The organism is Ruegeria sp. CE9, assembly GCF_056537425.1.
Map to the genome: position 1 here is coordinate 313,975 of NZ_JBQFRO010000005.1, position 14,163 is coordinate 328,137.

General features: G+C 55.1%; 13 protein-coding genes and 1 tRNA gene. 7 read left to right on the forward strand and 7 right to left on the reverse strand.

Annotated features, from left to right (window positions below; genetic code table 11):
• Positions 1-61: 61 nt before the first annotated feature.
• From ACR0B3_RS12445 to ACR0B3_RS12465, 5 genes are read right to left on the reverse strand one after another with little or no spacing between them, the layout of a single operon-like run.
• Positions 62-925, reverse strand: a complete 864-nt coding sequence (locus ACR0B3_RS12445; protein ID WP_480809362.1) for a hypothetical protein — start codon at positions 923-925, stop codon at positions 62-64.
• A gap of 22 nt (positions 926-947) precedes the next feature.
• A complete protein-coding gene (locus ACR0B3_RS12450) occupies positions 948-1,349 on the reverse strand; it encodes a hypothetical protein (RefSeq protein ID WP_480809363.1) in 402 nt (133 codons plus the stop codon).
• 25 nt (positions 1,350-1,374) lie between these two features.
• On the reverse strand, positions 1,375-3,024 hold the full coding sequence (locus ACR0B3_RS12455; RefSeq protein WP_480809364.1) for a dynamin family protein: 1,650 nt from the start codon (positions 3,022-3,024) through the stop codon (positions 1,375-1,377).
• An 8-nt stretch (positions 3,025-3,032) separates the two neighbouring features.
• The gene (locus ACR0B3_RS12460) at positions 3,033-5,033 is read right to left on the reverse strand and encodes a dynamin family protein (protein ID WP_480809365.1); all 2,001 of its coding nucleotides are present in this window, start codon (positions 5,031-5,033) and stop codon (positions 3,033-3,035) included.
• A 2-nt stretch (positions 5,034-5,035) separates the two neighbouring features.
• Entirely contained in the window at positions 5,036-5,449 is a 414-nt protein-coding gene (locus ACR0B3_RS12465; RefSeq protein ID WP_170685678.1) for a hypothetical protein, read from the reverse strand.
• Positions 5,450-6,218: 769 nt separating this feature from the next.
• Between ACR0B3_RS12465 and ACR0B3_RS12470 the strand changes: the two genes are divergently transcribed.
• Positions 6,219-6,303: transfer RNA gene (locus ACR0B3_RS12470), tRNA-Leu, on the forward strand.
• 41 nt (positions 6,304-6,344) lie between these two features.
• Here ACR0B3_RS12470 and ACR0B3_RS12475 read toward each other — a convergent pair.
• Entirely contained in the window at positions 6,345-6,962 is a 618-nt protein-coding gene (locus tag ACR0B3_RS12475; RefSeq protein WP_480809366.1) for a TetR/AcrR family transcriptional regulator, read from the reverse strand.
• Positions 6,963-7,121: 159 nt separating this feature from the next.
• On the opposite strand from ACR0B3_RS12475, the gene ACR0B3_RS12480 reads away from it, so the two are divergent.
• The 5 genes from ACR0B3_RS12480 (at position 7,122) to ACR0B3_RS12500 (ending at position 11,667) form a co-directional block, all read left to right on the forward strand.
• Positions 7,122-8,051: an AEC family transporter gene (locus tag ACR0B3_RS12480; RefSeq protein ID WP_480809367.1), complete on the forward strand. Its 930-nt coding sequence runs from the start codon at positions 7,122-7,124 to the stop codon at positions 8,049-8,051.
• Positions 8,052-8,154: 103 nt separating this feature from the next.
• Complete coding sequence (gene fghA / locus ACR0B3_RS12485; RefSeq protein WP_480809368.1) at positions 8,155-8,988, forward strand: S-formylglutathione hydrolase; 834 nt, start codon at positions 8,155-8,157, stop codon at positions 8,986-8,988.
• Between the two features lie 3 nt (positions 8,989-8,991).
• On the forward strand, positions 8,992-10,452 hold the full coding sequence (gene sthA / locus ACR0B3_RS12490; RefSeq protein ID WP_480809369.1) for a Si-specific NAD(P)(+) transhydrogenase: 1,461 nt from the start codon (positions 8,992-8,994) through the stop codon (positions 10,450-10,452).
• A complete protein-coding gene (locus ACR0B3_RS12495) occupies positions 10,449-10,904 on the forward strand; it encodes a YaiI/YqxD family protein (protein ID WP_480809370.1) in 456 nt (151 codons plus the stop codon). Before sthA ends, ACR0B3_RS12495 begins: the two co-directional genes overlap by 4 nt.
• A 142-nt stretch (positions 10,905-11,046) precedes the next feature.
• Positions 11,047-11,667 carry an HAD family hydrolase gene (locus ACR0B3_RS12500; protein WP_480809371.1) on the forward strand — a complete coding sequence of 207 codons (621 nt, stop codon included), beginning with the start codon at positions 11,047-11,049 and terminating at the stop codon, positions 11,665-11,667.
• A 1-nt stretch (position 11,668) separates the two neighbouring features.
• On the opposite strand, the gene ACR0B3_RS12505 is transcribed toward ACR0B3_RS12500, so the two are convergent.
• The gene (locus tag ACR0B3_RS12505; protein WP_480809372.1) at positions 11,669-12,910 is read right to left on the reverse strand and encodes an MFS transporter; all 1,242 of its coding nucleotides are present in this window, start codon (positions 12,908-12,910) and stop codon (positions 11,669-11,671) included.
• 147 nt (positions 12,911-13,057) lie between these two features.
• Between ACR0B3_RS12505 and zapE the strand changes: the two genes are divergently transcribed.
• On the forward strand, positions 13,058-14,116 hold the full coding sequence (gene zapE / locus ACR0B3_RS12510) for a cell division protein ZapE (RefSeq protein WP_480809373.1): 1,059 nt from the start codon (positions 13,058-13,060) through the stop codon (positions 14,114-14,116).
• The last annotated feature ends 47 nt before the right edge of the window (positions 14,117-14,163 follow it).

The following is a 14,163-nucleotide window of genomic DNA, read 5'->3' on the forward strand; positions in this document are numbered from 1 at the left end:
ACCCTGGTAACTCATATTTTACATAATTTTGCAAAGTGGACACTATTTGGCAGGAAAGCGGTTATTCAGCGGCGCTTTTCAAGGTTTTCAGCAGGTTAACAACAGCACCTAGTTTACGGGCGTCATGAACGGCTGCAGCGGTTTCCTGGCCGTCGCGCAAAATGGCGATACCGGCCCCTTGCCCGCCTGTGGGGCGCATGACGATCAGTTGCGGCACAGACAAAGCATCAGAACCATCAGCTTGCCAACCAGAGAGATCCCGGGTGAACCGGTCCAGCAGATCCCTATCCGGGTGCAATGGCTGACCCTGAGCACAAAGCCCGTCCAATTCAGCTGCGTCTTCGGTTGCCCCTACCAATACACGCCCCAGCGCAAATCGGCCCGAGCCCTCAAAGAATTGTCTGGCAACGCCATCCGAATCCTGAGATGCAGCCGCAGGCTGGGGTTCAGGTTCAGGGGCAGGGTCGGGGACAAGGGACATGCGCGGTTCTTCCGGCAACTCAATCCGGGCGCAGGCCGCATCGACTTCGGAAAACGTGATGCCCACATCATCCGCTTCAAGCGTTGTATCAGGTCGTAAGGATACCAGCTCCAACGGACCGGGGGCCGTCGCGATGTCGGATACCAACTGGGCCAGCCGTTCGGTCAAGTTCTCGCGTGCTTCAGTTTCAAAATCCGGAACCGGGCCCGATACACAGCGAAATACATCCGTAATCCGAGAGCTGTTAACTTCGATGGCCAACACCGCGCCATCTGACGCCGTGAACTCAAGGCGGCGGGGCAAGATTGTCCCTCGGATGGCGCCAAGAACTTCATCCCGACGCATCTGCGCGCTGTTTCCAGTCAAGTGAACCGCCGGCGACAATCGCGCGACCGAAGACCGCCCGATCCCTTCGAGCATATCCAGTATTTCACTATCCATCATGCGTGACCCCCTCTGGTCCCGTCTAAACTGCGGCCGCTACCGGCCCGAGGCTGAGATGTGACTTCGTAAGTGCCAGCCCGATATTAGCACTGTCTCGGCAAATGTAGCACACCACGTGATCAGGATATTCCTGTGTCCTGAGAAAGATGTGCAGACGATCATTTGAAAACACCGCGATTTCCCCAAATCCCGGATGGTCCGTATCGTCGATATTTGCCGAGCGCAGAAGGTCTTCGATCCCTTTCGTCCCTCGACCTTTGAACAAATTGGCGACCGCAAGCGCAAGATTTTCAAGCGCATCTGCGCTGTCCTGATCTGATGCGTCGATCCCCAACAACATGCCTGTTTCCATGTCGATATACCCGGCTGCGATGCAGTCGGGTATTGTCTCGATGGCAGAAGCCAGAGCAGATTCAAGCGACATTCAGATGCCCACCCTGCGATTTAACCTAGATCGCATGCCATTCCGCTCCGCCGTTTTTACGAGCTTCGGGCACCGCGCGCGGCATCTCTTGGTTTCTTTTGGCGTCATGTTCCAGCGCTATCTGATCAAACTCGGTCAGGAACGCTGCAAAGGCGCTTTTGAGACCCTTCGCATCATCGGGAAGGTCTTGATGCGCGACGATTTCGCCCCACATTGCCGCCGCACTGAGAGGCGATTCAATGGGCTGATCCTCTTCAACCTCCGCCTTGTCATCAGTTGTTCCATTAATATCTTCGCCAGACAGCTCACCCGTCAACGACACGACGCGGCTTGGCTCCAATGAATTCGAATCCGGTTCCGGTTCGTATTCTTCGGCAGAGCTTTCTGACTGTTCTGCCAGCAGAGCGGTAATTGACGAGACAGAAACCTCGATGTCCGAGCTTTCTTCGGCCTCTGCCGGTGTTTCGGCCTCAGCTTCCGCAGATTCTACAGCCTCCGGCGCTTCTTCTTCTCCGATGACGATCAATTCAGCGTCGTCAGCATCATCTTCGTCATCGTCATCCATAAAGGCAAACTCATCCACGTCGGTGACGGGGTTCGCCAGCAGGTTCAGATCCAGCGGATTTTCTGCTTGATCCGAGAACAAGGCGCGCAGATCCTCGTCAGCAGGTTCCGCTTCGGTCGCCATTTCAGCGCGCATCCGCTCAGCTTCTTCTGCATTTATCCGTGCGTGTTCGGTTTCCTCAGCCCGACGCTCGACACGGGCAGGGCGTACCGGAAAACTTGTAATCACTTCGTTCTCGGGCGAAGAGTCACCCTCGATCGGCGTGACAAGCTTCAACGAAGCGTCGCTGCTTGTTTTTTCCGGCCGCGATGGTTGCACTTTGGGTGCATCAGACATGGATTTATCGATCTGATAGCGTGCCAGCATTTCTGCACGGCTGTCCATGATCTGCTCGGTGATCTCAAGGAAGCTATCGACCATCTTGCCGCCGCCACTGCGTGACCAAAGTTCAGCATCACCGGTTTTGTCACGTGCCAAAATGGCATCACGCGCCGAAAATAGGATTGTGCGATTGAACAAATGACCCGCCTCGCGGTTCACGCGTCGCAATACCTTCTGACGGTCCTTGTGGTTCAAGGCATCCGCCCGGGTCACCAGCAACAGCGACTTGTGCTGCAACCGTTCAGGGAGCGAAACCCAGGTCGCACGTTCCGTCTCGCGCCAGGCTTGTGTTGAGTGGGTGCACCACAAAACACCATTGGCCTGACCGACAGCGCGTTGCCAGACATCCGTCGAGATCTTCGGGTCCGAAATACCTGGCGTGTCAATCAGGTCGACTGCTTCCAGAATATCGGCCTGAAGAAAGATGCGAACGAATTGAGCGTCATTGACGCCAACCTGTTCAAGCTGATCCAGCTCGATGTTCTGGGTACTTCCGTCATGGCGTTTGACATAGGCGGGCCGATTGCCCCAGCTGAACCAGATCGGCGGCAACTGGGTTGCGGTGACCTGTGTCGGCAGAGCCTGCTTGCGAAGCAGGAAGTTCATCAACGTCGATTTGCCTGCACTGAATTCCCCCATAAGCGCAAACACAGGTTTGCGGCGGGACCACTGCTCGATGCGGTTCCAGGCCTTGGGAGAGACGAAGCGGGTTTGTGATTCTTTTATCATAACTCTTCTTATGCTGCTTCGTTACTAAGGTCTTTCAGGATGTCGCCCAGAATATCATCACGCGATTTCTGTGGCTTCTGCTCGCTCAGCTGTGCTGCTGCCCTGTCGGGTGACTGCGATATGCTGAGCAAAGTATCTTTCTGTTCGGCCATAAAGTCGGTCAGCGTGGCGCGCACATTTTCTAAGACGGCGGCGATCTGATTTTCCTCAATGTCCTTGGTGATCGAGTTTGCCTCGGACGCGATCAGACGTGTGTAGTCCGCGGCATAGGCTTCAAACCCCTTGCGACGTTGCCACCAACGACGCCACCAAGTGCTTTGCAGATCGAGCGCGATGGTGCGCCCGATACCCAGTGGTGGCGGGACGCGCGGCACGATGGGCGCTTCGATACTGAATTCACCCAGATGATTGCCCAGCAGTTTCTGGTACAGCGCCTCAACATCCGCAGCCGCAGCTGAATAAAGTGCGCCGGCATCCTTTCGCATGGATCGCGCAAAGCTAAAGTAAGCCGCCTTTTGCAGAGTACGCAGACCAGCCGGATCATATTGCCAAGTTCCCTGCTCGCCGTTCTGTTCCAAGTGTGAAATCAGCGAATCCGTCGCGCGTTTGACGAAATTGGCCTCGGCGGATGTCAGTCGCTCCAATACTTTGTCACGCAGCCTGGTTGTCAGCTCCGAGACTTTCTTTTCATATTCTGAAGACACCTTGGCGATTGCCTCTTCAGGTGAGGCACCATCCAGATCCCGAACAATGCCGTCCGAGTTTGAGAGCGTCTTGGCCACTGCCGTCGCCCTGATCTGGCTGGCGATGTTGCGCGCACGATGGCGGACACGATCCAGCAAGCGCGTTCCCGCACCCTCAGCGATCCGCTCATTCATGGCGAGCAACAAATCTGGCAGCCCCGACAGCGCCCAAATTTTATCCAGCGACGCAGCTTGATCGCCAAACCCGGCAGCGAGGTAGAACGTATTCAGAGCTTCGCGCGATTCTTCGGTCAGAATATCCGGGTTTCCGGTCAACGCGGCCTCGGCCCAAAGCGCACTGCCAAACACGACGCTAGTATTGGTGTCGATGTTGTTCTGTTTCAGCGTATCCTGAATTCGGTCTCGGATCTCAGGCACTTGAGTGACCGGATCAGACAGCTCATCAATGCGGTTCACGAACAGGATGATCTGACGGTTTTCGAACTGCGCGATGATCCGCATCAGCGCCATATCCATGGTGGTTAGCGCCTGGCTGGCGGCCAGCACGACAACGCAAACCTCTGACCCTCGCAGACTGCGCAGGGTAATCTGTTCGCGAACCATAAAGGTATCGTTCACACCCGGCGTATCGCAGAGTTTAAGCGAGATTGGATATTGCGGGATATCCATGTAAAGCTCGGCAGACTTCGTGACGTCTGCAAACCGACCCGTTTTGGGGTCGATATCCGGGTCGTCCTCATCCCCGAGGCAGACATACCGCTGAATCAGTTCATCGTCGAAGTAGTCATACTGATGGCTTTGTCCGAGGATCAGATCAAAATGTTTACCAAGTCTTTCTTCGGATTTGGCTTTCATTTCTCCGATCTGACGACGAATATCATCCATTTCATCATCAGCGCCTGCGCGGTTGGCCAACTCACCCAGACGACCGCCACCAACCATAAGGTTGTCCCATTCTTCTTGCTCAAAGAACGTGAACTTGGACCTAGTATCGCCCTCGGTCCTTGTATTGATATTCAGGGTGGTCACCACAGATGTCCACGGGTTTACATCCGAGGGCAACAGGTTCGGTCGCCCTGACAAAATGTTCACAATCGATGATTTGCCCGCTTTCACCTGCCCGACCAGCGTGATGCTGGCGGTGAAGTGTTCCATTTTGGTCTTAAGCGCAGCAAGCCGAGCGGAAGAACGCGCATCCGCCACCTCTGTCAATTGGTCGATCTGCGTCGTCAGCGAGGTCATGGCCTCTGTCATTTCGGACAGAGCCTCGTTTCCTACAGACAGAAGGTGGTCGTTACGCGCCATGGTCAGCCTCCGGTACCAGTTGCAGCGATGTGGTCCCCTGCCCCGTCAGGCAGGCACGCAAGCGTGTCGATTCGTGCGATCAGGTCCAATGCGTTGCCGAGAATCGCAGCCTCGGTTCTTGGAGAGATCGATTCATACGCAAAGGAATCAGCCAGCACTTCGATCGAGCTGAAGCCTTCACCGTTCTCCAGACAGGCCACGCGTCGACCGGTCGGGAAATCTTCGGATTTGTTGGCAGGCAGCGGCATGCGAGCATTGGCCAGCAAGTAACGATTGCCCGAGTGTGTTCTGAGTGCGACGCCGAAACCCGTACCAGGATGCTGGCGGTTCAGGGTTTTCAGTTCGCCAATAAAGCTCTCGCGGGCAAGACTGACAGCGTCTTGCTCGGAAGCAGCGGATTTGATCTGGTTGGTCACGATAGAGACCCTTGTTCTGGAGTTGAGCAGAAACTCGCACGGTGCCCGAGGGCAAAAAGACTCATTAACTCCTGCGCCCAATCAATTACGATTACCGCGGTGTTATTTTGACGCGAATAGGATATTTTGACGTTTGAATTGTGGCGCAATTATGGTGCGGCCCCATGGAAAAGCCTCAACCCTAGATAGAAAACCGCTTACGCATTCGAACATTCAACGAATACAAGCGGGCTGAAAATTTTTCGAATCGCCAGACGAATGACTGCACGATCGCCGCCGCAGGCTTCTTCTATGCCTCTGTATTTTATTGAGAATACTGATAATCCTGACTTAGAACGAACCGGCGAAGATCCACGCTTGTCCACGCGCCCGGCACGGATGAGAAATTTATCAAAACCAATCTGGCATACTCACAGGATTCAACTGCTCAACGTATGAGAGATAAATCGTATGGCCAAGCGCAGCCCCAGTGTTCTCCATTTGGAAACAAAAAACCGGACTGAAAATTGAGGTCTAAAAAGTGCAGCGACTAGGTAAATACTCCACTTAACCTCCATCAATTCCCCAATCCTTCAAGATTGCCAGACCCTTCGACAGCTAAGCATGTCTGGATCGCGTTGGTAGCAGCAGGGAACTGAGCGCCTCAAAGCTGCACCCGATTGTTTCCTTTTCTGGGTCAATATTCTTCTATCTTTGGCAATTTTACCTCTCGCACTCGCTCGAAAGCTTTGCTATTCAGCGCGTCGTCGTGATGCTTCGGCATCTGACTGCGGGTGTGGCGAAATTGGTAGACGCACCAGATTTAGGTTCTGGCGCCGCAAGGCGTGGGGGTTCAAGTCCCTCCACCCGCACCAACACTTTCTTGTAGTTCTAGGTTGGCTATTGGCGTTGTTGTTTACACGCCGTAGCGGGCCATGAACATGTCGACGGCCTGTAATGCGACCTCGTCAATTTCTTGCTGGCTAAAGTTATTCTGGATACCAAACGCAGCACGAACCCAGAGCCTGACTTTGCACAACTCAGAGAATTGTTCGGCTGCAATGTTTACGTCTTCTACCGCCAACTCTCCTTTGGCGACTGCCTTGCTCAGGTATTCCGCCATCTGGCGCTGGCCGTTCTGAGGCCCTGCATCGTAAAACGCCCTGCCAAGCTCTGGGAACCTATCGCGCTCGGCCACGCAGATGCGGAAAACCTGCTGCGCAAAATCTGAGACGAGAAAGGCGGTAAGCTGCGTGGCGGCAATGGTCAGGACCTCACGCACTGGTTTGGTCTCGTCGATCATTGCCAGAACACGCTCGGACATCAGCCGACACTCGGTTTGCGCAACCTCAGTAAATAGCAGGCGCTTGTCAGGAAAATAGCTGTATAGCGTCGCTTTCGAGACACCCGCAGCGCGCGCAATATCGTCGACGCTTGCGCCTTCAAACCCGTCCGCCATAAACACTTCTCGAGCCCCGCGCAAGACCTGGTCAAATTTCCGGCCAGTACGCAGAATGGTGGCGGTTTGGGTCATGATGTCTCCTGAAAGTGATATCCTGCAACACTATAAACCGTTCGGTTCAGTTTCAACGCTTTTCGCCCCCATCAAGTTTTTATCACAGTGTTGCGGCTGCAACTGCGCGATGCGAGACATTGGTCTTGAGACCTTAGGCATCCGTGCTAACACATTGTCATGGTCGAGATATTTCTGCGCACCCTACCCTTTTTTGCAATCATCGGTCTGGGCTACTTGGCTGGGCGCAGTCGCTTTTTTCCACCCGAAGCGACAGCATATCTTACCAAATTTGTGTTTTTCTTTGCCTTATCGGCGATGCTGTTTCGCTTTGCGGCCACTTTGCCTTTTGCCGAAATCTTCAACGGTCGCTTGGTGATCGGGTACTTGATCGGCACAGCAGGTGTTTATGCCATTGCAACTATAGTTGCCTATTTGCGTGAGCTGGATATCCCTACCGCTGCGGTCGAGGCCCAGTGTGCGGCTATCGGAAATGTGGGCTTTCTAGGCCTACCCATGCTTGCGCTTCTGTTCACCGAAGCTGCCATAGGCCCAGTCATGCTGGTTCTGACCGTTGATCTGGTCGTGTTCTCATCGTTGATCGTGATCTTGATTAACGGAGGCCGGGATGGTCGGCTTAGTTTTGGGACTGTGCACTTGATCAGCATTGGCTTGCTGAAAAACCCGATGATCCTTTCAATATCTGCTGGCTTGATCTGGTCCGCGTTAGAGGTGCCCGTCCCCGCCCCGTTGAATGATTTTCTGACCATACTGGGCGGCGCTGCCACGCCAGGGGCGCTGTTTGCGATTGGCGCATCACTGGCGGACAAATCAGCTGAACGGATTCAAATTGCGGGCTGGCTAAGCTTTTGCAAACTGGTTCTGCATCCATTCTTCGTGGCTCTTGCGGTGATTTGGCTGATCCCGGTCAGCGCATTCCCGGCGATGGTCGCAATTGCGGCGGCGTCACTTCCGGTGGCGGGGAATGTCTATATTCTGGCTGCCCATTATGGCGTGGCGGCACAACGTGCGTCCGCCGCAATATTGTTCTCAACTATGATCAGCATTTTGACTGTTCCGTTTGTGATCGGCTGGTTCAGCGAGTTTTGATCCTCATCCTCTTGGAAAATTGCGCATACCGGTGATGCCCGCACTTTACGCCGACGCTGACGGACGTTAGCCATGGCGCAGACACAACGTGAGGATCAGCGCGATGGAAACCCTTTCAGAATATGCCTGTTTTGGTGGTGTGCAAGGCGTCTATCGCCATGCGTCCTCGGCTTGCAAATGTGACATGACATTCGGCCTTTTCCTTCCGGTCGAGGCCAAGGACGGCCCTGTTCCGGTTCTTTGGTATCTATCTGGTTTGACCTGCACCCATGAAAACGCAATGACCAAAGCCGGGGCGCAAGGCTGGGCGGCCGAGCAAGGTATCGCGCTGGTGTTTCCCGACACATCGCCGCGTGGCGAAGGTGTGGCCGATCACGAAGATTACGACCTTGGTCAAGGCGCCGGGTTCTATGTAAATGCTACACAGGAACCTTGGGCCCCTCATTTCAACATGTGGGACTATGTTGCCGAGGAATTACCCACGCTGTTGGCTGAGAATTTTGCAATCGATGCAGACCGTCAGGCGATCACCGGGCATTCTATGGGCGGACACGGCGCGTTGACACTGGCGATGAACCTGCCTGGGCGCTACCGGTCAGTATCGGCCTTTTCCCCGATCTCGAACCCGATGAGGGCCGATTGGGGCCGCAAACAACTCAGGGCCTATCTCGGCGACGATGAAGCGGTATGGGCGAAACATGATGCGTCCGCGATGATGAAAAGCTCCGGCTTCGATGGCCCTGTGCTGATTGACACTGGTGCAAATGACCAGTTCATGGATTTGCTGCGCCCCGAGGCGCTGGCACAGGCCATAGCCGAACGCCGTCAGCAGGCAACCTATCGCCTACAGCCCGGCTATGATCACTCATACTATTTCGTGTCCACGTTCATGGAGGATCACATCTCGTTCCATGCCGAAGCGCTGTACGGGGATTGATGCATGAGCAAATATGACTATGACCTGATCATCATCGGCTCGGGCCCTTCAGGGCGTGCGGCGGCAATTCAGGCCGGAAAGCTTCAGCGACGAGTACTGGTGATTGACCGCAAAGACCGTTTTGGCGGCGTCTCGGTCCATACCGGCACGATCCCCTCAAAAACTTTGCGCGAGACCGTGCTGAACCTGTCGGGCTGGCGCGAGCGCAGTTTTTATGGGCGTTCCTACCGGGTCAAAGATCAGATTCGGGCCGAGGATCTGAAGGCGCGGCTGCACATGACACTCGATCACGAGGTCGATGTGTTGGAACATCAGTTCAACCGCAACCATGTTGAAACGCTGAACGGGCTCGCAACGTTCACAGGGCCACACGAGGTAGAGGTTGCGACCGATGCAGGTGAAACCACGCGCCTGACGGCAGCCAAATTCCTGATTGCGACAGGCACCAAGACCTACCGTCCCGATTACGTGCCATTCAACGGCAAAACCGTTGTCGATGGGGATGACTTCCTTGAAATGGAGGAAATCCCGCGCTCGCTTTGCGTGATCGGTGCGGGGGTGATCGGTGTTGAATATGCCACCATGTTCTCGGCGCTTGATGTCCGGGTTACGTTGATCGAACCGCGCGAGACATTTCTGGATTTTATCGACAAGACACTGATCCATGATTTCACACATCAGATCCGGGAAAATGGCGTCGATCTACGATTGGGATCGGCCGTCGAGAAAATCGAAGATGCAGGCGGCCATGTCGAGGTGACGCTGGACAACGGACGTCATGTGCGGGCAGAGATGCTGTTGTTTGCGGCTGGACGCATGGGCGCTACCTCAGCCCTTAATCTTGACGCGGTTGGTATTGAAACAGACCACCGCAATCGGATCAGTGTCGACCGCAAGACCTATCAAACCTCGGTGCCGCATATCTATGCGACCGGAGACGTCATCGGGCATCCGTCGCTGGCATCAACGTCGTTGCAACAAGGGCGGGTCGCGGCCTGTCATGCGCTTGAGACTCCAACGCTGCCGGAAAGTCCCTGGTATCCGTATGGGATCTATTCCGTGCCCGAAATCTCAACTTGCGGGATGTCCGAGGAAGAGCTGCAGGAGCGTGGTATCCCCTATGAGGTCGGCGTGGCTCGGTTTCGCGAAACCTCGCGTGGGCATATCATGGGGCTCGAACATGGCATGTTAAAGATGCTGTTCTCGCTCAAGACCCGCCGGGTTCTGGGGGTGCAGATTGTCGGCGAGGGAGCAACCGAGTTGATCCATATCGCGCAGGCGGTGCTGAACCTGAAAGGCACGGTGGATTATTTCGTGCAGAACACGTTCAACTATCCCACCTTGGCAGAAGCCTACAAAATCGCGGGGCTGGACGCGTTTAACCGGATGCCCATCCCCGACGAATTCAAGGTCCGAAAATCGGCGCCAAAGGCCAAACCCACCGCAAAGGCCAAAGAGGCGTGACGACGCTTTACATCGATGGCGACGCCTGTCCGGTAAAAACCGAGGCCGAGCGGGTCGCGATGCGGCACAAAGTGCCGATGGTTCTGGTCTCGAATGGAGGATTGCGGCCCTCGGCCAACCCATTGGTGCAAGTGGTAATCGTCGCCGCAGGAGCGGATGAGGCAGATAAGTGGATCGCCGAACGCTGCGGCACCAGTGATATCGTCGTAACGTCTGACATACCTCTGGCCGCCAAGTGTGTCGAGGCCAAAGCACGCGTGCTGCGCCCCAATGGCGAGGCTTTCACTGCGGCCAATATTGGCCAGCAACTGGCCATGCGCGATCTGATGGCTGACCTTCGTGCCGCAAACCCGCTTGGATCTGGCGGCGGCGGCAAGCCATTTTCCAAAGCAGACCGGTCGCGATTTCTGGACGCTCTGGAACGGGAAATACGTGCAGCTTTGCGCGGGTAGTGCTCCCGCCTGTCAGAGACGCATCTAAGATGCGCATCTTCCCATTGGGCCGGGCATCGCGTACCGCGCTGCGATTGGCGCTTGCATCTATTGTAAGCACTTGGTTCATACGGCGTTGATTGATGAAAAATGGAACATAAGCATGGCCATCGAAGCTGTTGTATTTGATATCGGAAACGTACTGATCGAATGGCAACCCGAGCGTTATTATGATCGCGTGATCGGAGAGGATCGTCGCCGCGCCATGTTTGCCGAGGTCGACCTGCATGGGATGAATGATCTGGTGGATCAGGGACATCATTTCACGGATACAATTTACGAATGGGCCGAGAAATACCCAGAGTGGCGTGATGAAATCCGAATGTGGCACGACAATTGGATTGAGCTAGCTGCGCCCGAAATCCCGCATTCAGCGCGGCTGTTGCGAGCGCTCCGCGTTAACAAGGTTCCGGTTTTTGCCTTGACCAATTTTGGGGTGCAGAATTTCGACTATGCGACCACTGTCTATCCGTTTTTGAACGAATTTGATCGTCTCTATGTCTCGGGCCGGATGAAAGCGGTGAAGCCACATGCGCCGATCTATGAAATGGTAGAAGCCGATTGCGGCATCGATCCAATCGCCTTGCTATTTGCTGATGACAGGATCGAAAACCTTGAGGCGGCTCAGGCGCGCGGATGGCAAACCCATCATTTTACCGACCCTAAGGGCTGGGCCGATCGGTTGGTATCGGAGGGGCTGTTGACCAGAGAAGAGGCCACTTAGGTCAGGCCGCTGCGCCAGTTGGCGCACGGTTTTCGCGGATGGGAAGATGAATGATGGCGCTGAATGCTCCGATAGCGACACCGATCCACCACACCATAGTATAATCACCAAATTGATCATACATACGTCCGCCCAGCCATATCCCCATGAAACTGCCGATTTGATGGCTGAGGAAGACGATCCCGTACAGCGTGCCCATGTACCGGACACCATAAAGATGCGCGACAAGGCCTGATGTCAGTGGAATAGTCGCCAACCATAACGAGCCCATCACCAGTGAGAATGCAATAACGGTCAAGGGTGTTATCGGGAACACGATAAAGGCCGCTGCGGCAAGTGTCCGGCCCGTATATACCGCTGCAAGCAGATATTTCTTTGGAAAGTAGTTTCCTGCCCAGCCCGCCAGAAGCGTTCCCCCAATATTGGCCAACCCAATTAATGAAATGGCAATTGCGCCTAGGGCTGATGTTGTCGTGATGCCCATGGAATACAGCAGGCCCCCGGGCTGGATCGGGCCACACATTTCAGTGACGAATGCCGGGAAGTGGGCGGTGATAAATCCCAACTGATAACCGCAGCTGAAGAAGCCAATCGCAATCAGAGAATAAGATGGATCGCGTAACGCTTTGGCCAGAATTTGCCCCATGCTTTCCTCTAACGCGACCTTGCTGACTGGCTGGGGTGCGCGCATGAAAGGCATGGTTAGTATCAGCGCAAGAATGGCCACTGCGAAGACAAGGAACACCTGCTGCCAGGGCAGAAATGTCAGCAACCATTCGGCCGTGGGCGCGCCTATAACTTGACCAAAACTGCCCGCCGCCGTCACAACCGCCAATGACATAGATCGGTTCGCATCGGTCGACGCGCGGCCAACAACCGCGAGAACAACACCAAAACCTGTTCCGGCGATCCCGAACCCCACAAGCCACGCATACATCTGATGCTCAAAGGGTGTGACGGACCAAGCTGACAGGACCATGCCCGCCGTATAGGTCAGCGCACCTAGAATAATGGCCCGACGGTCCCCTATCTTTTCTGCGATGGCTCCGAATATCGGTTGCCCGATGCCCCACGCTAAATTCTGAATGGCAATCGCCATTGAGAATTCTGTTCGCAACCATCCGAACTCGTCCGCGATGGGGATCTGAAACACGCCAAACGACGCGCGCACCGCAAAGCTGACGGTGATAACAATGCAGCCGACGATTAGGATCGGGTTCAGTAGGCGAGTGGTTTGGGGCATCAAGGCTCCGGTAATTGGTATTGGAAGATTTAACGGCACGCCACCGTGCGTCAATTCAGGAGTTTTGCGATACCAGTTCAGCAAATTTGATGTGTCTGCAAAAAAGGTTTCTTTTCAACCTACGAGCCGGGCGGTATGGCTCAAACTATGACGGATTTGATTTCGCATTATGAAGATCGTATCGCCGACAGGACATTGACCCGGGACGATGCGCAAGAGGCTGTCCTGCCCCGGTTTGATCGAATTCGCGCAGCACTGGCAGAACCGGTTAAGCGCGGGTTTTTCCGCAAGGCACCGCCACCGCCCCAAGGCTTGTATCTTTGGGGTGGCGTTGGGCGTGGCAAGTCGATGCTGATGGACATGTTTGTTGAGACGCTGGGTGATATCCCTGCACGCCGAGTCCATTTCCACGCGTTCATGCAGGAAATACACACAGGGCTACACAAAGCACGAGAGGATGGCGTCGAAGATGCACTGGCACCGGTAGCAGAGGCTGTCATCAAGTCTGTACGTGTGCTGGCCTTTGACGAAATGCAGATCACCGACATCACAGACGCAATGATCGTAGGCCGGCTGTTTGACCTACTGCATCAGGGTGGGGTTGTTGTCGTGACGACTTCAAACCGGCACCCTGATGACCTTTATAAAGACGGGCTGAACCGGCAGCTTTTTCTGCCCTTCATCCAGCACATCAAAGAGCATCTTGAGGTGTGGGAACTGGTGTCGCCCACGGATTATCGGCAGAATCGGCTTGAAGGCTCGCCGGTGTATTTCTCCCCGATCGGACCCGAAGCCCGCGAGAAAATCCGCGCCGTTTGGACTGATTTATCTGGTGGGCCAGCCGAACCGCTGGCCTTGCAGATCAAAGGCCGCGAGGTTGTGCTGCCCGCCTTTCGCAATGGCGTAGCGCGGGCGTCATTTTACGATCTGTGTGGGCGGATGCTGGGGCCCGGGGACTATCTGGCTATCGCAGACGCATTGAAGGTGCTTGTGCTTGAGGATATCCCGCGTCTGTCACGTAACAACTTCAATGAAGCCAAGCGCTTTGTTACCCTTATCGATGCGCTCTATGAGGCCAAGGTGCGGCTGATATGTTCTGCCGCCGCCGAACCAGAGATGCTGTATGTCGAAGGGGAAGGCACGTTTGAATTCGAGCGTACAGCTTCACGGCTGCGCGAGATGCAGGACAAGGAATGGGGCGAATAGGGGCTCTGCCCCCGTCTAGCCCTGATCGGGCTGGCCTCCCCCGGGAT

Bases quoted from the DNA above. Each gene is read 5' to 3' on its own strand.
- ACR0B3_RS12445 (WP_480809362.1), bottom strand. From the start codon at position 925: ATGATGGATAGTGAAATACTGGATATGCTCGAAGGGATCGGGCGGTCT.
- ACR0B3_RS12450 (WP_480809363.1), bottom strand. From the start codon at position 1,349: ATGTCGCTTGAATCTGCTCTGGCTTCTGCCATCGAGACAATACCCGAC.
- ACR0B3_RS12455 (WP_480809364.1), bottom strand. From the start codon at position 3,024: ATGATAAAAGAATCACAAACCCGCTTCGTCTCTCCCAAGGCCTGGAAC.
- ACR0B3_RS12460 (WP_480809365.1), bottom strand. From the start codon at position 5,033: ATGGCGCGTAACGACCACCTTCTGTCTGTAGGAAACGAGGCTCTGTCC.
- ACR0B3_RS12475 (WP_480809366.1), bottom strand. From the start codon at position 6,962: ATGACCCAAACCGCCACCATTCTGCGTACTGGCCGGAAATTTGACCAG.
- ACR0B3_RS12480 (WP_480809367.1), top strand. From the start codon at position 7,122: ATGGTCGAGATATTTCTGCGCACCCTACCCTTTTTTGCAATCATCGGT.
- fghA (WP_480809368.1), top strand. From the start codon at position 8,155: ATGGAAACCCTTTCAGAATATGCCTGTTTTGGTGGTGTGCAAGGCGTC.
- sthA (WP_480809369.1), top strand. From the start codon at position 8,992: ATGAGCAAATATGACTATGACCTGATCATCATCGGCTCGGGCCCTTCA.
- ACR0B3_RS12500 (WP_480809371.1), top strand. From the start codon at position 11,047: ATGGCCATCGAAGCTGTTGTATTTGATATCGGAAACGTACTGATCGAA.
- ACR0B3_RS12505 (WP_480809372.1), bottom strand. From the start codon at position 12,910: ATGCCCCAAACCACTCGCCTACTGAACCCGATCCTAATCGTCGGCTGC.
- zapE (WP_480809373.1), top strand. From the start codon at position 13,058: ATGACGGATTTGATTTCGCATTATGAAGATCGTATCGCCGACAGGACA.